A 21,455-nucleotide genomic window follows, 5' to 3' on the forward strand; every position below is an offset into this window, starting at 1 on the left:
ACTCCGCTGGCTAGGTTCCAGGCAAAAAACGGCACTATACCTAGGCGACAAGTGCCGTTACACGAACATTAGCTACGTTTGAAGCGTGAATATAACCAACTTTTTAGGGGAGTATTGCCTAGTAAAACCAGCACAATCACTGAGGTAAGCACTAATGAAAGTGGGTTGATTACCAGCGCGAGTAGGAAATCCGTACTGCTGTCACCGACCGATGACATAGCCTGTCGGTAAGATTCATCCAGCAGCGGGCCAAGAATGACACCGAGAATAATCGGGCCCATCTGAAAGCCAAACATCTTCAGCCAGTAGCCCAATATGCCAAAGCCTAGCATCCAATAAACTTCTGTCATGCTGCTGTTAAGCGAGTAGGTACCTACCACACACAGCACCAATATCAGCGGGATCATAATGGCTTTAGGCACTTCAACAATTTTTGAAAAAAGCTTAATACCGGTGAGCCCAAAGATGAGCAGGAATATATTGGCCAATGCTAAATTGCCGACCGTAAACCAAAAGATATAGGGTGTTTCGATCATCAGCATTGGGCCTGGATTCAGGCCATGAATGACTAGTGCACCGATAATAACGGCGGTGACTGCGTCACCCGGCATGCCGAGGGTAAGCATAGGTACGTAAGCGCCACCCACTGCTGCGTTATTGGCGGTTTCAGGTGCCACAAGCCCTTCATACGCGCCTTCACCAAAAGGCACTTCAGGGTTTTTAACTGTGCGCTTGGCGTGATCATAAGCAAACAGTGATGCAATATCTCCGCCAGTACCGGGGAGAGCGCCAACCACGACGCCGATAATAGACGTGCGTAAAGAAAGCGGTAAAAACTTGAGCACCATATTAAGAGGCGGAACGATCTTATCGACGTTCTGTTTAACGGGCACTTTGGCCATATTATGTAGCTGGTAAAACGCTTCCGCGACACCAAACAGGCCAATCATGACCACCACGTAATGAATCCCGCCCAGCAGTTCCATACTACCCATGGTTAGGCGTGGCTGGGCGGTTACCATGTCCATGCCGACCAACCCAATGGTGGCCCCCAGGGCGACAGAGAAAATACCGCGTGCAAGCGATTTACCCGATAGCGAGCTGACCAATAGTAAACCCATGACGGCGATTAAAAAGTAGTCGCGGGGGGCAAATTTAAGAGCAAGATCGGCAAGGTGCGGGGCCGTGGCAGCGAGTACGGCCACACCAATCAAGCCACCGATGACCGACATCACGGTGCTCAGACCGATCGCTTTGCCCGCTTCACCTTTCTGGGCTAACGGGTAACCGTCGAAAGCAGTTGTGACCGCTGATGGGGCACCAGGAATATTGAGCAGGATGGCCGTGCGCGAACCGCCGTAAACGCCGCCGACATAAATACCCACCATCAGCGCTAGCGCGTTATTAATGTCCCAGGAAAACGTAAATGAAATCAGAATAGAGACGGCCATTGTAACCGAGAGGCCGGGAATGGCACCGATGTAAATACCGGCGATAACGCCAAGGGCAGTTAAGCCCAATAGACCTGGATCAAGCCAAGCCATGAGCAGATAGGAGAAGGTATCACTCATTGGATGCCTCGGGGTTCATTATCAAGGAAGATAGACACGAAACACTATCGTGAAAAGTACATAAATTACCGCAATGGCAAGCGAAGCAATCACTAGAGAACTAATGATTTTTCCTTGACGATAATAAATGAACATAGCGGCTAAAAAGATAAAGGTGCTTACATAGAAGCTTGTCCATACGATAGCTACTAAATAGAGCATCGATACTATCGAGAACACCACAATATGCGTTTTAAAATGCTCATGTAAAAACACTTTAAACTCTTGGCTAGCGCTGTGAATTTGGGGATCTCGCTGCTTGCGCCGATGGCTGAAGATAATGGCTATTGAGGAAGCGAGCATTATCAAGGCGAGCCCGACAGGAAATGAGCCAGCGGAGTTCAGCTGCACCCCATTATCGATACGATAAGCCTCGTAGAGGACGCCGACACTAAACAGCAGAAGCAACCAGTCAAAGACCTTTTCTCCCGCCCGAACGCGCTCAATTTTTTTAGTCATACAGAGACTCCAAGGGGACAGGTGGTAATCCTGTCCCCTAAGTCATAGGAAGATAGCGTTAGGGGCGTGGAATACCTAACTCTTCAGGGGATTTTTCGACCGCATCCGCTTCGAACATTGACCATGCTGTGACGGATTGCCAGTTATCCAGGTATTGCTGCGCTTCTTCACCGTTGAGGTTGAGCGATTCGCCACCAAAATTAGCTAAGAACTCTTGGAAACCATCGCTGGCAACGGCCTGCTCGTAAGCATCTTCCAAGGTAGCTTTTACGTCATCGGGTGTATCTTCACGCACAAAGACACCCCAGAACGGGCCCCAAGGCAAGAATGAATCAAGCTCTGGGATAGCATCGGTGATCGGCGGAACGTCCGGCAGATCCTCCAGTTCTTCACTACCCAGCACGGCCAGGCCCTTCAGGCGGCCCGCGCGGATTTGTTCGGCCACAGCAGAAAGACTTAGCGGCATAAAGTCGATATGTTCACCCAGCAGTGCCGTAACACCAGGTCCATCTCCACCGAAGGTCACTGTGCGAACATTAAGATCGTCGACAGAGTTGATCATTGCGTGAATCGTACTGGGCAAGCCACCGGCACCGGTACCGCCCATTTTGAGCTCGTCGGGGTTTTCGTGGGCGTACTCAAGCAGCTCAGCGAAAGTATCGAATGGGCTATTAGGATGGGTGGCAATAACCACCCGGCCTTGGCCGATAATATTGATAGGATACATATCATCGTAGGTGAAATCGGCTAAGCCCATTAGTGGGTATAGCTGGGGATTCTCTGCACCAAACAGCAGGTTATAGCCGTCAGGGCGCTGGCGCATGACGTGGTTCATGCCAATAACGCCAGTACCCCCTGGACGGTTGGTGAGAACAATAGTGGTATCCAGAACCTCTTCCACGTGGGGCGTCAGGCTGCGTACGACGTTGTCGGTGGCGCCCCCGGCTCCCCACTGGATGGTACCTTGAATGTTACGGTCAGGATAATCGGCGAGGGCGCCCCCCGCGACTGCCAAAGAGCCGATAGCGATAGCCAACTGGGTGAAAAGTGGCTTAGTCATAATGCTTATCCTCCAACGAGTTATTATATTAGTTGCTGCCAAAGGCGATATTAGTTCGCCTTACGAACTTAAGTGCTTAAGGCGAACACTAGTGATCGCTATGGCGGCTGTCAATCAACAAACCTTCGTATAAGACCAAGGTTTAATATTGCGTGATGGCCGTTACAAGGCAGTACTAAACATGCTGTTTTAGCAGGTGTTAATAGAGTTTTGGGCGCATTAGCCATTGTTTCTGATAACAATAAACCTCTATTACCTCTATATAGTAACGGTTTTTGATAGGTGTCGTGTTAGTCGTATAGGGAACAGGTTGCCACACCCCCCCGTCCTATCGTGCATAATGCGAACTAAAGAACGCTATGCGAACAATGGTCACCTATACTGAAAGCCATTAGCTCAGCCATAGCGACACATAATAGTCGTGGTGCTAGAGCTCATTCGCTTGAAAGCACTACCTGGGAGGATGCTATGCGCGCAATCGCCACTGTTTGTTTAAGCGGAGACCTGCGAACTAAGCTGGAAGCCATTGCCCGTGCCGGTTTTGATGGCGTAGAAATATTTGAAAACGACCTGCTCTCTTTTGATGGCTCGCCGCAGGAAGTGCGTGCGCTGTGTGAGCGCCTGGGGCTGAAGATCGTTGCCTTTCAACCGTTTCGCGATTTTGAGGCGATGCCGGAGCCGCAGCGCAGCCGCAATCTAAAGCGTGCAGAGCGAAAATTTGAACTGATGGAGCAGTTAGGCACTGATTTTCTGCTGGTGTGTAGCAATGTATCCCCTCAGGCCATGGACGATATGGATCGCGTAGTGGCCGATTTGCGCGAGCTTGCCGAGCTGGCAGCGAAGCGGAATATTCGGGTGGGGTTTGAAGCGTTGGCCTGGGGGAGGCATATTTCTGACTACCGCGATACGTGGGAAGCCGTGCGGCGCGTCGATCATCCTAATTTGGGCATTGTGCTCGACAGCTTTCACATTCTATCGCGTGGCCATGATCTCTCTGCCATCGGCAAAATCCCTAAACAAAAGATCTTCTTCGTCCAGGTGGCAGATGCGCCGCTGCTGGATATGGATGTACTGCAGTGGAGCCGTCACTTCCGCTGCTTTCCCGGCCAAGGTCGCCTACCGCTGAAAGCCTTCATGGCCGAACTCGCCAAAACCGGTTACGACGGCCCGCTGTCGCTGGAAATTTTTAGCGACGCCTTTCGCGCCGCACCAACTGAAATCACTGCCCTGGATGGTCTTCGTTCGCTCATTCTGCTCGAAAACCTTATCGAGGAGGGCCCCTGGGCAAGCCCTATTCCCCCGGCGCCCAACTACAACGGCATTCATTTTATAGAGTTTACCCTCGACGAAGAGAGCGCCGCGCCGCTCGGCGAATTTATCGATGCACTGGGCTTTCGTCATGTAGGCCGCCATCGCTCCAAAAATGTCGAGCTCTGGAAGCAGGGTGAGATTCATCTGGTGCTCAATTTTGAAACGGACAGCTTTGCCCATACTTTCCGGCTGCTTCACGGCACCTCAGTGTGTGCGGTGGGTTTCCGTGTTGATGATGTTGAACGCGGGCTTGCCCGTGCAAAAGCATTTAAAGCACAGACATTCCGTGGCCAGGTGGGCGAAGGCGAGATGGAAATCTCAGCGCTGCGGGGTATAGAAGGCAGCCTTGTTTACCTGGTGGATGATCAAGCGGCTGAGGACTTGCAGTGGCGAACCGATTTTGAACTGTTTGACCAAGAGAGCCGCAATGAGGCCGGTCTCACCCGGGTAGATCACCTCTCTTACGTACTGCCCGCTACGCAGCTACTCAGTTGGCAGCTCTTTCACCGCACCGTATTTGGATTTAACGCGGCCGCAGAGAACGAGATCATCGACCCAAGGGGCATGATGATCAGCCAAGCGGTGATTAGCCCAGAGCAGAGTATTCGCATCCCGTTGACGGTTTCACAGGCCCAGGATACCCAGCCAGGGCGTTTTCTGAGCGAGTTTCGCGGTGGCGTGCAGCAGATCGCCTTTGAAAGCCACGATATCTTCGCCACGGTTGATGAGCTACAAACGCGCGGCTTGCCGCTGCTGAAAATTCCGCAGAATTACTACGACGATCTTGAAGCACGCTACGGGCTGGAAGAGGAGCTGTTAGAGGCAATGCGTAAGCGCAATATTCTGTTTGATCGCAACGACGAAGGCGACTTTCTCCACGCCTATACCGAAACGTTCTCGGGCCGATTCTTCTTCGAAATCGTTGAGCGGCGTGGAACCTACCAGCAGTTTGGTGCTGCCAACGCGGGTATTCGCCTGGCCGCTCAGGCCGCCCAGCGCTAATTAGACAAAACGAAAACAATGCGGCGGTGCAAAGCGGCACTGCTCGGGAGGATAGCAATGAAACTTGGCCTAATCGGTAAAGCGATTATGAACTCCAGTTCACCGGACTTGCATGTTCGGCTGGGGCAGCTCACCGGCATACCTACTACTTACGACCTGTTTGATGCCAACGAGCAACCGATTAAGTCACTGGCAAAACAGGTAGATAAAGTCATCGCCGCAGGCTATCGCGGAGTTAATGTGACATTTCCCTGGAAAGAGGCCGCCGTTGGGCTGGCCTCCCGTCTATCCACGGGCGCAAAAATGGTCGGCGCTGCCAATACATTGGTGTTTGAAAACGGCGAAATCATCGCGGAGAACACAGACTTTACCGGCTTTATGAGTGGCTTTCGTGCCACCTTAGGTGAGCGCAAACCGGGCCGCGTACTGTTGATGGGCACCGGCGGCGTCGGCAAAGCCGTTGCTTTTGGCCTGGGGCAACTGGGTGCAAGCGAGGTAATCCTGATGGATCTGGATGACGCCAAGTCGCGCCAGCTGGCCAAGGAGCTACAGCAACACGGTTTCACTGCATCGACCATTACCGCCGCGCAGCTGGCTGATACCGTGCCCCACTGCGATGGGCTAGTAAACTGTACACCGATTGGGCACGAAAAAAGCCCCGGCTGCCCGCTGCCTGCAGAGCTGGTGCAGGCGCACCACTGGATTTTTGATGCGGTGTACGTGCCCGCCGTCACTGAATTTATTTCCGCGGCAAAGCAAGCGGGCGCTGCGGTGGTTAGCGGGGTTAGCCTGTTTGTGTATCAGGGCGTCGACGCCTTTAAGCTGTTCTGTGAAGATGAAGCTAAACGCAAGGCGGCTGACCAGCAGTCAACCACGCTATTTGCCCACTACCGTCGCGAACTACTCAAGGAAACTGACGAATGAGCCAAGGTAAAGTATTAGTGCTGCACGGACCTAATTTGAATCTGCTCGGTACCCGCCAGCCGGAAATTTATGGCTATGAGACCCTTGAAGACGTCAATAACGTGCTACGTGAAAAAGCCGTCATGGCTGACTGGGAGCTTAACTGCCTGCAGAGCAACCACGAAGGCGCGTTGATTGATGCTATTCATGCGGCACGGCTTGATGGTACCCAGGCAATTATTATCAATCCCGCTGCCTATACCCACACGTCAGTAGCGATTCTGGATGCGCTTAACGCCTTTGAGGGTAAGGTCATCGAAGTGCATATCTCTAATGTACACAAGCGCGAAAGCTTCCGTCACCACTCCTATGTATCGCTGCGTGCCGATGGCGTCATTGCCGGGCTGGGCACACAGGGTTATCAGGCCGCGCTGGATGCGATCATGAAAGCGGCGAGCATCTCCTAGGGTGATCCATTAATAGTTGAGAAGGTTGTCATGACCAGACTTCGACTAGCCTTGGTGGGGGCGGGTGTTATCGGTCGTCGCCATATCGGCTTGATCCAGGAGAGTGCCCAGGTAGCGCTAACCGCCATTGTTGGCCCAGGGGCTGCAACGCAAACCCTTGCCAATACGTTGGCCGTTGAGTACCACCAGGATCTACCCACGCTTTTTGCCCGGCAAACAGTAGACGGGGTGATTTTGGCAACCCCCAACGCGCTACATGTGGAACAAGCTCTGCTGTGCATAGAAGCAGGTGTGCCTGCGCTAATTGAAAAGCCCGTGGCGCATAGCGTGGCGGAAGGCGAGCGGCTGTTGAACGCGGCAAGCACTTCCTCAGTCCCTCTTTTAGTCGGTCATCACCGGGCCCATAGCCCCATTTTAGCCAAAGCGCGTGCCATCATTGCCAAAGGGGTGATTGGGCAGCCGGTCGCTATTCAGGGAAGCGCGCTTTTTTATAAGCCGGATAGCTATTTTGACGAGGCTGCATGGCGCAGGGAGCCTGGAGGTGGGCCTGTGTTGATCAACCTAATCCATGAGATTGGTAATCTGCGCTCACTGTTGGGCGATATCACCCATGTGCAGGCGATGACCTCCCAGGCCACGCGCCAGTTCACCGTGGAAGATACCGCGGCCATTAACTTTCGGTTTGCTAACGGCGCGCTGGGCACATTTTTACTGAGCGATACGGCGGCCACGCCGCGTAGCTGGGAGCAGTCTAGCGGTGAGGATCCTGTCTACGCGCATTACCCCGATGAGGAGTGTTATCTGGTGGCCGGTACTCAGGGGTCATTGTCGGTACCGACGCTGCGCATCAAACGCTACTGTGAGGAGCAAGTTGCTTCATGGTGGGAACCGTTTGATGAGCTGACACTCGACGTTCGCCGCGATGACCCTTTGGCTTGCCAACTCGCTCATTTTGTCGCCGTTATCCGCGGCGAAGCAACGCCCTTGGTCAGCGTGCACGATGGTTTGCAAAACCTAAGAGTCGTTGAGGCGATTTACGATGCGGCTGCCACAGGCCGGTGTATAGCACTCTAGGCGAGTTATCAAAATAAGTTGTCGTTCCACAACAAGAGTTAACATTTCTGATAGTTAGAATACTGTCTATTGATAAACCTATTAAGTTAAATATGCTTTAGTTTTAGATGTTTATACTAAAGTCGTGTTTTTTATGACTAAAGTAAAAGAGTAATCTCGCTGTATGTAGCGCGAATAGATGTACGAAATGCGAACATAAAAACAAAGCAATAATAGGAAGTTAAAATGAAAAAAATCTTTGCCGCAACCTGTCTCGCCGTTTGCAGCAGCGCCTTGGCTCTCGGTCTCACTGTTTCCTCCGCTAGCGCCAATGAGTGGCCGACTAGCGATATTCGCCTGGTCGTTCCTTATGCGCCGGGTGGCACTACCGATGTCTTGTCGCGTCGCGTTGCTGATCTCCTCCAGCAAGAACTTGATGCCAATGTCATTGTAGAAAACCGCCCAGGCGCGGGCTCCACTGTCGGCACCGGCAGGCTCGCCCGCGGTGGCCGTGATGCTGACCACACCATCCTGATGGCATCCCCAGGGCACACGATTGGTGCCGCGATCTACCCAGACCTGGCCTATGACCCCGTTGAAGATTTCGTCTTTCTACAAAATATGATCGATATTCCCAATGTCATGGTGGTGCCCGCAGACAGCCCCTATGAGAATGTCATTGAGTTTATCGAAGCCGCGAAAGAAGACAACATGACCTTTAGCCACAGCGGCGTAGGTAGCTCCATTCATATGTCGGGTGAGTTATTCAAAACGCTGACCGAAACGAATATGACGGCAGTGCCTTTTGCGGGTAGCGGCGCGGCGCTTCCTGCGTTGCTGAGCGGCGATGTGGATGTTTCGTTTGAGAACATGCCAGCGGTGCTCTCGCACATACGTTCAGGTGATCTACGTGCGCTGGCGGTTACCTCTGCCGAGCGTTCCGAGTACCTTCCCGATGTCCCGACGTTGTCAGAAATCGGTGAATATAACCTCGACCAGTTCATCACGACTGCCTGGTTCGGCCTGATTGCGCACAGCTCCTTCCCTGAAGAGGCCCAGAGCACAATGCGAGAAGCGCTAGCCAATGTCATGGAGCGCGAAGAGTTTCTGGATTTCGCCGAACAGCTGGGTGCTGAGCCGGGCCAAGTGGCCGGTGATGAGTTCAAACAGTTTATCGCCGATGACCTGCAGCGCTGGGAAGAGGTTGCCGAGCAGGCTGGTATCAGTCAATAAGTTCAGTAACCCCCAATAAGCTAAGGCGAGGGCTATGTCCTCGCCTCTCTTATTTGTTAGGAGAAGGCAGCGATGACGACATCGGATTCCCATCGCAGGGTGAAGATAAAGGACATCGGCGATGTAATAGCAGGCGTTGTCCTGCTGGGATTTGCCCTTGTGCTGGTCTTTTACCTGGTACCCAACTACATCAATGAGCCGCCCATTCTGCAAAACCCGATGATGTCGCCCCGCTGGCTGCCTACGATCGTGGGTTGGTTGATTTTGCTGTTTTCCATTCTGCTCATCCTCCAAGGCTTACTGGTAACAGGTGCTCGCGAGGAAGATGAGCGAGCGATTGAAAAGGGCTCGCCGCGGCGTTTCTTTATGATGGTCGTTGCGTTAGTGATCTACGTTGCCCTGTTTGAAACGATGGGCGCGGTGTTCTGTGGCATCCTTGCAACGCTCGTCTTGTTTGTGGCCCACCCTGTGCGCACATGGTGGGTGTATAGCTTGGCCTTCCTGTTTCCCATCGTCGTGACATTCTTATTTGTTGAAGTGATGAATGTACCGCTTCCGATAATGCCGTTTTGGCTCTGATTGACTGATTCTCGTACTGGGTGAGCTATGGAAAATTTTTCGGAAGTCATACACCTATTCTTTACCCTGGAGAACTTCCTGGCGATCGCCGTGGGGGTTGTCATCGGTGTGGTGGTGGGTTCGATCCCAGGATTAACCGCGACAATGGCGGTGGCATTAGCGCTACCCTTCACCTTCTCAATGCAGCCGATTGCCGCCATCTTGCTGCTGGTGGGGATTTACAAAGGGGGGATGTACGGTGGTTCGATTACGGCGATCTTGATACGCACGCCAGGCTCTCCTGCTTCTGCCTGTACGCTGCTTGACGGCTATCCCATGGCCCAGCAGGGGCATGCGAAGAAAGCCCTCAAAGCGGCGCTATACTCTTCGGTTATCGCCGATTTTATCTCCAACATCGCGCTTATCTTCTTTGCCGCTTATCTGGCTAAGATCGCGCTTAATTTCGGCGCCCCAGAATTTTTCTGGCTGATCTGCTTCTCGCTGACCATTATTATTTCCTTGGCCAGTGGCTCGATGATTAAGGGCTTAATGGCGGCTTTGCTGGGCATTCTGCTTTCCATGGTAGGGCTTGACGATGTCTTTGGCTCTCAGCGGTTGACCTTTGGCAGCTACAACTTAATGGATAGCATCTCCTTTATTCCCTTGTTGATTGGTCTATTCGCCATACCGGAGATTATTGAGTTTTATCGCAAAAAAGCGGTGCCGCATATTAAGGCTAAGGCCAGTGGTGCTGGCTTGGCGTTTTCCGAACTGAAGCGCTGCATGTCGAGCATCGTACGGGGCAGTTTAATTGGGGTCATCATCGGCGCGATACCGGGTACTGGCGCCACCGCGGCGGCGTTTATTTCTTACAGCGATGCGCGCAGGCGCTCGCCTAATAAGGCTAATTTCGGTAAAGGTGAAGTCGAGGGTGTTGCGGCCGCGGAGGCGGGCAATAATGGCGTCGCGGGCGCTACCATGATCCCTCTGCTCTCGTTAGGTATTCCTGGTGATGTGATTACCGCGATTATACTCGGCGCCTTTATGGTGCATGGTTTGACGCCTGGCCCGCTGATGTTCCAAGAGAACCTATCACTGATTTATGCGCTGTTTATGGGCATCATGCTCAGCTCCGTTATTTTGCTGGTGGTGGGTAATGTGGCAATTAAGTACTTCTCATTAATTGCTGATATTCCAAAGCCGATTCTGTTTCCCATCGTCCTGATGTTTTGCGTATACGGCGCCTATGCGGTCAATAACGATACCTTCGATGTTGGGTTGATGTTGGCCTTCGGTGTGCTGGGATATATCTTCAATCGGGCGGCGATACCCGCAGCTCCGTTTCTGATTGGTTTTATCCTGGGTCCGATGTTTGAAGATAACCTGCGCCGCTCTCTTTTAATCGGCTCCAATGACCTATCAATTTTTGTACGTGGCCCGATTACTTGGTTCTTTATTGCCCTGACAGTGGGCTCGATTGGCTTGGCGTTTTATCGCTTTTGGGAGGCGCGCAGGAAGCGTCCTATAACGTCTAAGACCTCCTAAACCGCTAAGGCTTTACAAACATTTGAATGTGACAAGAGAACAAGTCAATGAGTGACCACTTTTATAGTGCCGATCGTATCCGTGACCGCTTTTCCCAAGCGATGTCCGATATGTATCAGCAAGAGGTACCCCAGTACGGCACGCTGCTCTCGCTAGTGGCTGACGTTAATCGAGAGGTGATCGAGCGCGATACTAGGCTAGCGGACACGCTCACTGCAAACGGTGAGATGGAACGCTTGCACGTTGAGCGACACGGCGCTATCCGGGTGGGCAGCCCCGAAGAATTGGCGCTGTTGCGCCGCATGTTTGCCGTTATGGGCATGTTTCCGGTGGGTTACTATGACCTTTCAGTCGCTGGCGTGCCTGTTCATGCAACGGCGTTTCGTCCCATCGACGATGAAGCGCTGAAGTTAAACCCTTTCCGTTTGTTCACGTCGTTACTCCGGCTTGAGCTCATTGCGGATGCCGAGCTGCGCGAACGGGCGGCGGCGATTATAGCGTCGCGAGAGATCGTCACCCCGCAGGCCGTCGCCCTGATCGAACGCTTTGAGGCTCAGGGTGGGCTCAACGAAGCCGAGGCCGAAACCTTTGTGGTTGAGGCGTTGGAAACCTTCCGCTGGCACCGTGATGCCACCGTCGATTTAGCGACCTATCAAGCGCTACACCAAGAGCATCGCTTGATCGCGGATGTGGTTTGCTTCCGCGGGCCGCATATCAACCACTTGACCCCGCGTACCCTGGACATAGACGCGGTGCAGCAGCGCATGCCGACAAAAGGTATTACCCCGAAGGCGATTATTGAAGGGCCGCCTAGGCGCCACTGCCCGATTCTATTACGGCAAACCAGTTTTAAAGCACTGGAGGAGTCCATCTACTTTGCGGATGAGGCAGAAGGCCAGCATACGGCGCGCTTTGGTGAAATCGAGCAGCGCGGGGTTGCCTTGACCCGTAAAGGGCGAATGCTTTACGACCAGTTGCTGGCTGCTTCACGTCAGGGCGATCCAGCCGTTTCTAATGCTGACCATCAAGCTCATTTAGCCCAAGCGTTTGCTGAGTTTCCTGATGATCAAGACGCGCTGCGCCGCCAAGAGCTGGCATTTTTCCATTACCGTGCAGTGCCGGGGGCTACCACGGCAGAGGACGCCACTAGCGATAACATCGAACGGCTTTTAGCAACGGGTGCGCTGGTGGCAACGCCCATGATCTACGAAGATTTTCTGCCGGTGAGTGCGGCGGGCATCTTCCAGTCTAACCTGGGCGATGGGACGCGCGATGAGTACAGCAGCCACTCCAGCCAGCAGACGTTTGAGCAGGCCCTGGGCACCGCCGTGACGGATGAAATTGCGCTGTATGAGCGTCGCCAAGCCAACTCGCTGGCCCAGGCACTTGCCGAGCTGGGCGGCGCATAAGGGGGAGTAGCCTGCGCTGAGCGCGCTGCCCTTGGTTGGCCTATCCGACCGTAACACCGCCGCAAACAAACAGCGTTTGGCCGGTCATAAAGCCGCTTCGGTCGTCGCAAAAGAAGCTGACGGCCTGGGCTACGTCTTCGGGCTGGCCCATACGCTTTAACGGAATATTATCGATGATGCGACGGGCGCGCTCAGAATCGGGAGGATTATTCTCCCAAAAGGCACTGGTAGCGATGGGCCCTGGGGCAACGCAGTTAACCGTAATGCCGTGTTCCGCCAGCTCCAACGCCCAGGTTCTCGCCATAGACTGCAGCGCTCCTTTCGTGGCGCTGTAAATGGTGCGCGCCTCTTTGCCGAGCACCACGCGGCTGGCATTGATGACGATGCGCCCCATACCGGCTGCTTTCATGGAAGGCAGCAATGCCTGTGTGCATATCAGCGCCGAGCGGACGTTCAGGTGCATTAATGTGTCGAAGTCTTCAAGCCGCGACTCTTCAAGCAGCGCGGGGGCGACAATGCCTACGTTATTGATCAACCGGGTCACCGTATGGCGCTCGGCTATTTTCGCCATCACCCGGCGAGAGGCATCGGCATCGGCAAGGTCGACCAGGACGGCATCAGCTTGCAAAGACGCTGCTTCCGGCTCAACAATATCTACCACGATAACCTGGTAACCCTCCTGCTGGAGACGCAGGGCAATGGCTTGGCCGATGTTTCTAGCCCCGCCGGTCACCACGGCGCAGTGATGCTGAGATGTTCTGCTTTGATCAGAGTGTGAATGCATTTTTGTTATCCTTGGCGGTCATCAATCTTTGTTTTTGTATAAACCCAAACGTTAAAACGTCATCAGTCCCGACATCGTCATCAACCAAATTATTAGGCTAAGCGTAAAGAAGGAGGCTATAGTCGCCACCAGCAGAGCCGCCGCGCTCACCCCGGCTAAGCCATAGCGCTGGCCGAGTAGGGGGTAAATGCTGATCAACGGAGCGGCAGCAAACAGCAGCGCACCGGCCATATAAAGTGGGTCGATACCTGGGACAAGATAAAAGGCGATGAATATAGCCAGTGGGTGAAAGAGGAGTTTGCCGGCCACTATTTGGCCAACGTCCCTGGCCATTCCTTTCACCTGCAGGCCAAACAGCGCCCCGCCAATGACGAAAAGCGCCGCAGGGCCAGCTGCATCGGCTAGCATATCAATGGCTTTAAACAGCGGGCCAGGTATCTGCACGTGGGATACCGCGAGACTAATGCCGACCAGTAAACCAATCAGCACCGGATTTTTGATTAGGCTAAGCGCTGTGTGTTTGACCGTTTTCCATACGCTGGAACCTTGATGGCTGCCCATTTCAGCTAAAATCAGCGCGGCGGGAATAATAAGCAGGTTTTCAATGACCATATTCAGCGCCAAGAGCACCGCCGCTGGGGAGCCAATGACCATGGCCGCCACCGGGTAGCCGACAAAGCCACTGTTGGACGCAGCCATACCTAGGGCCTGCATGGCACTGGCGTTAAGGGGCTGGCGCTGTCGTTTTAAGCAGAGCAGCAACCCCCCACTAAACACGGCGATAGAGCCCAGGCCGTAAGCAACCAGGTAGTTGAGCTTGAAAATATCTTCCAGAGGCTGCTGGGTTAACGCACGAATCACGAGCGCGGGCAGCGCGCAGTAAAGTACAAATACGCCCACCCCCTGCATCTGATCGCGCTGAATAATACCGCTCCATCTCGCTATATAGCCTAAGCCAATGAGTAGGAATATGGGCGTGGTAATCCCAAGTATAGCGAGCATGGCGGCCCCTTAGCGCATGAAGGCAAATGATTAAGTTCGAATAACGAATAATTGTACGCTATTTCTCTTGCGCTTCATGGCATGGAGTGAACAGAAGGCGTGACAAGTTGCTCGATATAATGCGTACGCAGTGGTGTCACATGCGGATCGATCTGTTCAGAGGCGATGCAATCGGTATTTTCAGCCCGCAGACGGTCAGGGTCAAACAGCAGCATCTTGAGCGCTGCCGTTAATTTCAGCTTCCAAGCGCTGCTGCGCGGTGACGCGCACAAAGGCATTCGGCGCGCCCAGCCCTTGGTAACCTTCACGCTGCACCAGCTCAAAGAAGAACGCCTGACGGCTGGGTTGGGTATACAGCTGATGGAAGTCACCGTCGCTGTCCTGATCAAAGAGGATGTGGTGCGCTTGCATCCCAGCTCTGTCTGGCGGGAGAAGATATGGAAAGTGTCCAGCACCAGGCCGACATTAGGGTGGGCCGCCCGGCGCACCACCTCCCGGCTGTCGCGGTAGTCGTGAATATGGCGGCCCCAGGCCATCGCCTCATAGGCCACACGCAGGTGTCGCCGCGCGGCCCTGGAGACCTTCGAAATCGCGAAACGGCTGCAGCGTGACCAGCTTAAGGCCGCGGGAGCGTATCAACTCCCCCGCCTCCCACGGCGTGCCGGGAAACGCCGTTAGGTCGTTTTCAAACAGCTCAAGCCCCTCAAAGCCAGCTTGGGCAATGGCGTCTACCTTCTCTTCGAGCGAGCCGCTTAGGCAAACCGTGGCAATGGATGAGTACATGGCATCACGCTCCTTGCATTGAGTAATATCAGTAGCCCAATAGGCGTGGCAGGAAGGTGACTAGCGTGGGTGCTTTACCTACACAGCTTCTCAACCTGTGCCCGTGCTTCGGCCAGTGCTGTATGCCTAGCGTCTCCTTCACCCATGCCAGGTAGTTCAAGAGCTGCGTTCCATGTACCGCGTAGAGCTGAGAGCATGTCCTGAATGGGTAGTGCGCCTTGACCAGGTATGAGTCGACCGCCACGTGCTTCGGCAATAATATCGCCTTGAAGCTCAGCCGTGGCGTCGCAAATCTGCACCAGATTGACGAAATCCGGTGGCAGCGTGGCTAACTCTTCAGCAGTTCCGCCTGAGCGGGCAAGATGCAACAAATCCACCAGAATTCGTGCATTATGCTGCTCGGAGCGCTCTACCACCTCACGTGCATCCGAGAGCGTGCCAACAGCACGCCAGCGCATGAATTCAAGATGGACAAGCAGCCCGTGTGCTGCTGCGTTTTTGCAGATTGCTGCAAAGCGGTCAATCAACAACGCTCGATCATCGATATCACCGGTAACAATCAATCCGGTTGCTCCCAGCTCCTTTGCTACTTGCAGAAGAGGTCGTAGGGTGTCCGGCGCAAGGTTGTGGGTGATCGGCACTAGCTCTATTTCGCTAATAGCTATGCCCCGGGAATGGGCATAATCACGCAGCGCCAGTGTCTCGACAGAGCCAGGAACCATCGGGTAGACGGGCGTGCCGGCCGCCGCTGAATGTAAGCGCAGCGCGACCGAAGCATGCCCAGTGTTGGCCGCCAAATCGATGAGCGCAGCAGGCTCGAGTTCCATTGCGCTCAAATGCGCGAGTCCGATGGGATGAGCCATTAGTAAGTCGCCCGCCCGCCCGATGCATCGAACACGAAGCCCGTGGTACATGAGCATTCAGGACTAGCTGCGAAGGCCACGACAGCTGCCAGCTCCTCAATACCGAGTAGGCGTTGCATCGGGATCTTCGCTTTCGAAGCAGCGATATGCTCTGCCGTCATTTGCTCTAATAGTTCTGTTTCAACCATTACCGGGGCCACAGCATTAACAGTAACCCCGCTGGTCACTAGCTCTTTCGCGAGCGACTTCGTGAAACCGATGGCTCCCGCTTTAGCCGAAGCGTAGGCAGCGATGCCGGGTACTCCTTCCTTTCCAGCAATGGAGGCGACGGTAACAATGCGTCCGTAGCTCTTTTCAACCATGGCGGGTACGAAGGCGCGGCTAACCAGGAACACGCTATCAAGGTTCACTTGTATCACCCGTCGCCATGTCTCGAAATCATAATCAGTCACGGGGACGACGGGCCCATTAATTCCCGCGTTATTTACAACAATAGATGGAGCGCCATACGTAGTCAGCACTGTTTGAGCGGCAGTGGCAACACTTTCGGGATCAGCAACATCGACGGCCATAGTGTCAATTGGCTCGAAACCCGCAGCCACTGAGTCGAAATACTCGGGCCGGATATCCCAGATAATGACCTGCGCGCCGTCTGCCGCCAGGCGCTTAGCGATCCCACGTCCAATGCCGCGAGCCCCTCCGGTAATGATCGTGATTTGCCCTTCCAGCTTCCTTGTCATGATTCTACTCCAGCGTTCGCTCGGTAATATTTGATCGTCTGTTTCAGCCCTTGAGAAAGTGGTGTGGGCGACCAGTCCACCAATATGGCTGCACTGTCATCGGGTGGCGGAAGCACAATTGGCATCGGATCCCCCGTTGCTGTAACCGAGATATCCTCGCTGGCCTGCTCGTCAAGCATGCGCGCCACCTCGACGGCCTCGATTCTTTGGCCGAACAAATTCACCACGTGCGCGCCCGCAATATCGGCTTTCAGTGCGGCCATAAAGGCTGTGGCCACGTCTGCGACATAAATCATGTCAAGCAACCCTGTAAAGGGAATCGTGAACGATCGACCTTCAGCCACAGCACGTGCAGCAAGGCTTGGTCCAGCAGAAAGGCCTATCTCGCGACCAGGCCCGTAAACCACATAAGGCCGCACCCCGACGGAGGCGAGCCCATCATTATCCCAGAAAGACTGCGCGCAGATTTCGCCGGCCAACTTAAAGGCCCCATACAGCGTTGTTGGCTGGGGGGTTGAGCCCCCGCTAGGGCCGTAAACCCCGGCAGAACTCATGTAGATCACGCTCTTCTGGTTGAGTGTTTGTGCGACAGCAAAGACGTTAAGCAGGCCGATCAGATTCACTTCAGCCCCGAGCCGAGGGTTAGCACGGCAGCCGGGAGTCAGCATGCCTGCTAGATGAATGATGCGCTCCGTCCCCATGGCTGCTGCTTGCAACTGATCGGTGTCCCGGATATCGCCTATGTGCCAATTGAGCATGTTGGCGGCATCCGAGCCACAGATCGCGGCCACCAAACGGCGATCCTCTTTCAAGTCAAATACGACGGGGCAGTAGCCCTCAAAGAGTAGTGCGCGCAGTGTCCAAGCGCCGATGAAACCCGCGGCCCCAGTCACAAGAACTTTGGGCGCCTCTGCGGAGGGGAGTGGAGGGAAGGCAAGATCACTCATGGGCATCGACATCGCTCAGTACGTGCTGGGTTTGGTAAAGCGTGATGCAGTCAGACGCAAGTGCTCCCAGGTGATTCTTAAGCGCCACTATCGCCGCCTCAACAGAGGCACGATCCATTCCTTCAACCAACAGAGCAACGGCGACGGTAATGTCTTTATCGCGAGATTCGCGGAAGATTTTCTCCTTTGTGGGCTGCTGGCCAGTGGTAGGATCACCTTCGAGCGCATGAGCTGCCAATATGCCATCAAGGTGCATTATCTTATCTATCCAGTCGCCGTTAGCGAATGCGGTTGCCGTGTCTCGCTTATCTTCTCCAAACTCAAAAGTGGCGATCCAACCCCCGACACCACGCCCTGCACTGCCAAGGACACGGCAAATCGTCCGCGAGGGCGCTATGTATTCCGATAAAATTCGCTGCGTCCAGGGCGTTGGGTCGTTAAGGCGCGCAAGATAAGGCGAAGACTCTAATGTCTCAAGCGTGCGAGTCTCATACATCATAAAGTAGCGACGGTGAGCCGGCGTTCCTTCCACCGCAATACAGCGTCGACCACGAAGGAATCCCGGAACCGACATTCTTTCAGGCATGTGCTCAAGGCTGTGCCAAGCGTTGTAATCCGTCTCTGCTACCTCGGTCACACCGCCCCAATTGGCAAGTATTCCTTGCCCCAAAAATCCCGTCATTATTTGGTTCTCCTGCCGCATTGCCTAAGGAACTGCAGCTGATGACTCAGTAGAATAGTTTTGGTAGTGCCAGCGTCAGCCAAGGCCAGAAGGCCACGAGGCACAGCGCCAGCATGTTGACGGCCAGGAAAGGCAACGAGGCAATAGATAGGCGCCCAACACCGACTCGCGCAATCACCGAGCCTAGATAGATACAGTTGCCCACGGGTGGCGTTACCAGGCCAATCCCTAACGTCATGATCATAATGATGCCGAAGTGCACTGAATCGTAGCCTGCCGCCTCTGCCACAGGCAGCAGTATTGGGGCGAAGAGCACCAGCGCCGGGACAAGATCCATGAACATCCCAACCACCAGCAAAAAGAGAATGATCAATAGGATGATCGTCCAAGGACCGTATCCACCCGTCTCAAAAAGACTTACCAAGGTGGCTGGGTATCTCTCCACAGCAACAATCCAGGCTGTAACGGAGGTGGTAGCGAGGATAAACAGTGGCACGGCCGTGTTGATCGCAGAGTTAACCAGAACCTTCCACATCTGTATCAGCGTCTGATCACGATAGACCACACCGCCTAGCAGCAGCGCATAGATCACGCCGATAACGCCCGCCTCTGTCGCCGTCGTCAGTCCACTTACAATGGCACCGAGCAGGAAGACCGGAAGCAGCAGCGAAAGAAAGGCACTTTTAAAGCTCTCCCAAAGCTCCCTGCGGGTGGCACGGCGTTCGCGGCGTGGCCACTTTTTGCGTTTGGCCATCGTGAAGACCGCCGCCATCAGCATCAGACCCACTAACAAGCCAGGCACAATCCCCGCGAGAAATAGCTGACCCACGCTTTCACCCACCGTAATACCGTAGAGCACCATGGGAATTGAGGGTGGTATCAGTACGCCGATGGTGGATGAGCAAATGGTAATGGCACCCGCATCTTCTCGGGTGTAACCCTGCCGTTCCATTGGCGGTACCATGAGTGAGCCGAGCGCCGCGGTATCGGCCACCGCCGACCCGGAGATACCGCCAAAGAACATGGAGGCGGCAACATTCACTTGTCCCAAGCCACCACGAATATGCCCAACAACTGCATCGGCGAAACGCACTAGACGCTGCGCAATAGACGTTTCGCCAGCCAATGCTCCTGCAAGAATGAAGAGCGGCACCGCAACCAGCGAAAACGACGAAATGGCATTCACCATTTTGTGCCCGATGATCAGCAGCGGGTAGCTGCCATCCAGCCAAATAGCGATGGTAGCCGCAAGCCCCATACCGAAACCGATGGGCACGCCAATGAGCAGCAGCAAGACAAAGACGAGTGCGATTGTCAGCAGCATTTGTTAGTTTCCTATCGGATTAGTTTTATTATGCGTCGCGTCTGACCGCAGCCTTTAATGCCGGGCCCAACCGTTCTAGCACCATGAGCACGATCAGCGCCGAGGAAAAGGGTATAGCGCCATATACCCATGCTTTAGAGATGCGCAACGCTTCAGTGAACGAGGTCATACCCTGTTGTGTTAGCAGAACGCCCTGCCACAACATGATGCCGAAGAAGACTAGCGTCACCATCAGCACAATCACCGCGTTCCAGCGACCGAGCCAGCCTGGCAGCATTTCGCTCACCACGGTGAAAGCGATGTGCGAGTGCTGGTGATAAGCGGCAACGCTGCCGAGAAAGACCAGCCAGACCAGGATGATGTTCGGCACTTCAGTCCCCCAATAAAGAGAAGACTGAAGGAAGTAGCGATAGACAACGCCCAGCGTGACGACAGCCACTAGCGCAGCCAGCAGTAGGCCGATCAGGATCTTCAGGATCCGGCTAATCAGTTCCATGGTTTCAATCCTGGCCAGCGGTGCGGACGGCTTCAATTAGATCGGCGCCAATGCGATCCTCATAGGCTGCCCATGAAGCCTCGGCACCAACGCGAAAACTCTCACGATCCACATCTGAAACGATGGTCATACCACGGTCGGACAGTTCATTCACCAACGCTTCGTTAGCTTCACGTGTAGCTTGCACCTGAGCATCACGACTGATCGTCGCTGCTTCCATGACGGCTTCTTGCAAATCGGAGTCTAAGCCTTCCCAAAAGCGGGCAGACACAATGAACTCCGATGGGATCGAGGCATGCTCAGTCAGCGAAAGCGTGTCCTGAACCTCATCGAAACGTGAGTTAACGATAACCTCAGGTGGGTTTTCCTGCGCGTCCACTACGCCTTGCTGAAGTGCCGAGTAGAGTTCAGAAAAATCGAGCGGTGTAGGGTTTGCGCCCCATTCACGAAAGGCGATGAGCCATGGCTCGACATTCGGCACTCGGATATCGAGCCCCTCCAAGTCTTGGGCCTTGCGGATTGGTACTCCAGAAGTGGTAATGTCGCGGAAGCCCAGCTCCCCCCAACCCAGCACCTTGAAGCCATTTTCGTACATGATGTCATCTAACGTCTGCTGAACCTCACTACCACTGCGTAGGACCTCATCTAGATGGTTGGCATCTCTGTAGATCATCGGCAAATTTAGAACTTCGAGTCGCTGATCAATCTGGCCGTGGCGTCCGACTACGGCTCCTTCAATCACACCAAACTGCATACCTTCAAGGTATTCCGTCTCGGTTCCGAGTTGGGCATTCGGGAAAGCTTCGACCTCAATTTTACCTGGAGCCAAGCGTTCTAGCTCGACCGCGAAATCCTCAATCCAGGACTGGTAGCTATGAGATGTAGGCATAGAGTGTGCTACGCGAAGCGTGATCGTATCTTGTGCAGTGGCGTATTGGGTTCCCAGCGTTATTGCAACAGCAACCGCTAAGGTAAGGGGCTTCTTAAACATTTTGTTTTCCTTTGTTTTTAAGATTACTGGCGGCCTCACTGATAGAAATCTAATTCACTGACATACAGTATGTCAACAAGCAGATAAATGATCACTCAGGAGTATCTTTGCCTTATGGCAGGACGTAAGCACGGGCTCTCAATGAATGAAAAAAGCCTGCATTCAGTCTTTTCAACGGGTTAGCATTGCCTCTGCCTCTGCCTCTGCCTCTGCCTCTGCCTCTGCCTCTGCCT

The 21,455-nt window shown here is 54.0% G+C and carries 22 protein-coding genes and 1 pseudogene; 8 read left to right on the top strand and 15 right to left on the bottom strand.

Features of this window, described 5'->3' with window-relative positions:
- Window positions 1-68 precede the first annotated feature (68 nt).
- From HALA3H3_RS08500 to HALA3H3_RS08510, 3 genes are read right to left on the bottom strand one after another with little or no spacing between them, the layout of a single operon-like run.
- On the bottom strand, window positions 69-1,571 hold the full coding sequence (locus HALA3H3_RS08500; RefSeq protein ID WP_022521125.1) for a tripartite tricarboxylate transporter permease: 1,503 nt from the start codon (window positions 1,569-1,571) through the stop codon (window positions 69-71).
- 21 nt (window positions 1,572-1,592) lie between these two features.
- Entirely contained in the window at window positions 1,593-2,069 is a 477-nt protein-coding gene (locus tag HALA3H3_RS08505; protein ID WP_022521126.1) for a tripartite tricarboxylate transporter TctB family protein, read from the bottom strand.
- A gap of 58 nt (window positions 2,070-2,127) precedes the next feature.
- The gene (locus HALA3H3_RS08510) at window positions 2,128-3,129 is read right to left on the bottom strand and encodes a tripartite tricarboxylate transporter substrate binding protein (protein ID WP_022521127.1); all 1,002 of its coding nucleotides are present in this window, start codon (window positions 3,127-3,129) and stop codon (window positions 2,128-2,130) included.
- Window positions 3,130-3,597: 468 nt separating this feature from the next.
- Between HALA3H3_RS08510 and HALA3H3_RS08515 the strand changes: the two genes are divergently transcribed.
- The 8 genes from HALA3H3_RS08515 (at window position 3,598) to hglS (ending at window position 12,610) form a co-directional block, all read left to right on the top strand.
- Window positions 3,598-5,442, top strand: a complete 1,845-nt coding sequence (locus tag HALA3H3_RS08515; protein ID WP_022521129.1) for a bifunctional sugar phosphate isomerase/epimerase/4-hydroxyphenylpyruvate dioxygenase family protein — start codon at window positions 3,598-3,600, stop codon at window positions 5,440-5,442.
- A gap of 57 nt (window positions 5,443-5,499) precedes the next feature.
- Window positions 5,500-6,366, top strand: coding sequence for a shikimate dehydrogenase family protein (locus HALA3H3_RS08520; RefSeq protein ID WP_022521130.1), 867 nt, complete (start codon window positions 5,500-5,502; stop codon window positions 6,364-6,366).
- Entirely contained in the window at window positions 6,363-6,812 is a 450-nt protein-coding gene (gene aroQ / locus HALA3H3_RS08525; RefSeq protein WP_022521131.1) for a type II 3-dehydroquinate dehydratase, read from the top strand. Before HALA3H3_RS08520 ends, aroQ begins: the two co-directional genes overlap by 4 nt.
- Before the next feature lie 30 nt (window positions 6,813-6,842).
- Window positions 6,843-7,886, top strand: coding sequence for a Gfo/Idh/MocA family protein (locus HALA3H3_RS08530; RefSeq protein ID WP_022521132.1), 1,044 nt, complete (start codon window positions 6,843-6,845; stop codon window positions 7,884-7,886).
- Window positions 7,887-8,111: 225 nt separating this feature from the next.
- Window positions 8,112-9,098: a Bug family tripartite tricarboxylate transporter substrate binding protein gene (locus tag HALA3H3_RS08535; protein ID WP_022521133.1), complete on the top strand. Its 987-nt coding sequence runs from the start codon at window positions 8,112-8,114 to the stop codon at window positions 9,096-9,098.
- A 72-nt stretch (window positions 9,099-9,170) separates the two neighbouring features.
- On the top strand, window positions 9,171-9,677 hold the full coding sequence (locus HALA3H3_RS08540; protein WP_022521134.1) for a tripartite tricarboxylate transporter TctB family protein: 507 nt from the start codon (window positions 9,171-9,173) through the stop codon (window positions 9,675-9,677).
- Between the two features lie 27 nt (window positions 9,678-9,704).
- Complete coding sequence (locus tag HALA3H3_RS08545; protein ID WP_022521135.1) at window positions 9,705-11,201, top strand: tripartite tricarboxylate transporter permease; 1,497 nt, start codon at window positions 9,705-9,707, stop codon at window positions 11,199-11,201.
- A gap of 47 nt (window positions 11,202-11,248) precedes the next feature.
- On the top strand, window positions 11,249-12,610 hold the full coding sequence (gene hglS / locus HALA3H3_RS08550; protein ID WP_022521136.1) for a 2-oxoadipate dioxygenase/decarboxylase HglS: 1,362 nt from the start codon (window positions 11,249-11,251) through the stop codon (window positions 12,608-12,610).
- 40 nt (window positions 12,611-12,650) lie between these two features.
- On the opposite strand, the gene HALA3H3_RS08555 is transcribed toward hglS, so the two are convergent.
- The 12 genes and pseudogenes from HALA3H3_RS08555 to HALA3H3_RS08605 all read right to left on the bottom strand — a co-directional run bounded on the left by HALA3H3_RS08555 (window position 12,651) and on the right by HALA3H3_RS08605 (window position 21,222).
- Window positions 12,651-13,394 carry an SDR family NAD(P)-dependent oxidoreductase gene (locus HALA3H3_RS08555; protein WP_022521137.1) on the bottom strand — a complete coding sequence of 248 codons (744 nt, stop codon included), beginning with the start codon at window positions 13,392-13,394 and terminating at the stop codon, window positions 12,651-12,653.
- A gap of 51 nt (window positions 13,395-13,445) precedes the next feature.
- Window positions 13,446-14,396: an AEC family transporter gene (locus tag HALA3H3_RS08560; protein ID WP_022521138.1), complete on the bottom strand. Its 951-nt coding sequence runs from the start codon at window positions 14,394-14,396 to the stop codon at window positions 13,446-13,448.
- 201 nt (window positions 14,397-14,597) lie between these two features.
- Window positions 14,598-14,807, bottom strand: a complete 210-nt coding sequence (locus HALA3H3_RS27305; protein ID WP_053856937.1) for a hypothetical protein — start codon at window positions 14,805-14,807, stop codon at window positions 14,598-14,600.
- A gap of 71 nt (window positions 14,808-14,878) precedes the next feature.
- A pseudogene (locus tag HALA3H3_RS27310) lies at window positions 14,879-14,932 on the bottom strand (hypothetical protein); the annotation flags it as partial.
- 4 nt (window positions 14,933-14,936) lie between these two features.
- Window positions 14,937-15,179 carry a sugar phosphate isomerase/epimerase gene (locus tag HALA3H3_RS27100; RefSeq protein WP_022521140.1) on the bottom strand — a complete coding sequence of 81 codons (243 nt, stop codon included), beginning with the start codon at window positions 15,177-15,179 and terminating at the stop codon, window positions 14,937-14,939.
- Between the two features lie 74 nt (window positions 15,180-15,253).
- A complete protein-coding gene (locus HALA3H3_RS08575; protein ID WP_022521141.1) occupies window positions 15,254-16,042 on the bottom strand; it encodes a sugar phosphate isomerase/epimerase family protein in 789 nt (262 codons plus the stop codon).
- Entirely contained in the window at window positions 16,042-16,782 is a 741-nt protein-coding gene (locus HALA3H3_RS08580) for an SDR family NAD(P)-dependent oxidoreductase (RefSeq protein ID WP_022521142.1), read from the bottom strand. Before HALA3H3_RS08580 ends, HALA3H3_RS08575 begins: the two co-directional genes overlap by 1 nt.
- Window positions 16,779-17,729 (bottom strand): NAD-dependent epimerase/dehydratase family protein, encoded by a 951-nt coding sequence (locus HALA3H3_RS08585; protein WP_051430510.1) that lies wholly within the window; start codon window positions 17,727-17,729, stop codon window positions 16,779-16,781. Before HALA3H3_RS08585 ends, HALA3H3_RS08580 begins: the two co-directional genes overlap by 4 nt.
- Complete coding sequence (locus HALA3H3_RS08590) at window positions 17,722-18,411, bottom strand: DUF4286 family protein (protein ID WP_022521144.1); 690 nt, start codon at window positions 18,409-18,411, stop codon at window positions 17,722-17,724. Before HALA3H3_RS08590 ends, HALA3H3_RS08585 begins: the two co-directional genes overlap by 8 nt.
- Window positions 18,412-18,457: 46 nt before the next feature.
- A complete protein-coding gene (locus HALA3H3_RS08595; protein WP_022521145.1) occupies window positions 18,458-19,735 on the bottom strand; it encodes a TRAP transporter large permease in 1,278 nt (425 codons plus the stop codon).
- A 28-nt stretch (window positions 19,736-19,763) separates the two neighbouring features.
- The gene (locus HALA3H3_RS08600; protein ID WP_022521146.1) at window positions 19,764-20,231 is read right to left on the bottom strand and encodes a TRAP transporter small permease; all 468 of its coding nucleotides are present in this window, start codon (window positions 20,229-20,231) and stop codon (window positions 19,764-19,766) included.
- 4 nt (window positions 20,232-20,235) lie between these two features.
- Window positions 20,236-21,222: a TRAP transporter substrate-binding protein gene (locus tag HALA3H3_RS08605; RefSeq protein WP_022521147.1), complete on the bottom strand. Its 987-nt coding sequence runs from the start codon at window positions 21,220-21,222 to the stop codon at window positions 20,236-20,238.
- Window positions 21,223-21,455 lie beyond the last annotated feature (233 nt).

It is taken from the genome of Halomonas sp. A3H3 (assembly GCF_000982975.1).
Lineage (GTDB): Bacteria > Pseudomonadota > Gammaproteobacteria > Pseudomonadales > Halomonadaceae > Vreelandella > Vreelandella titanicae.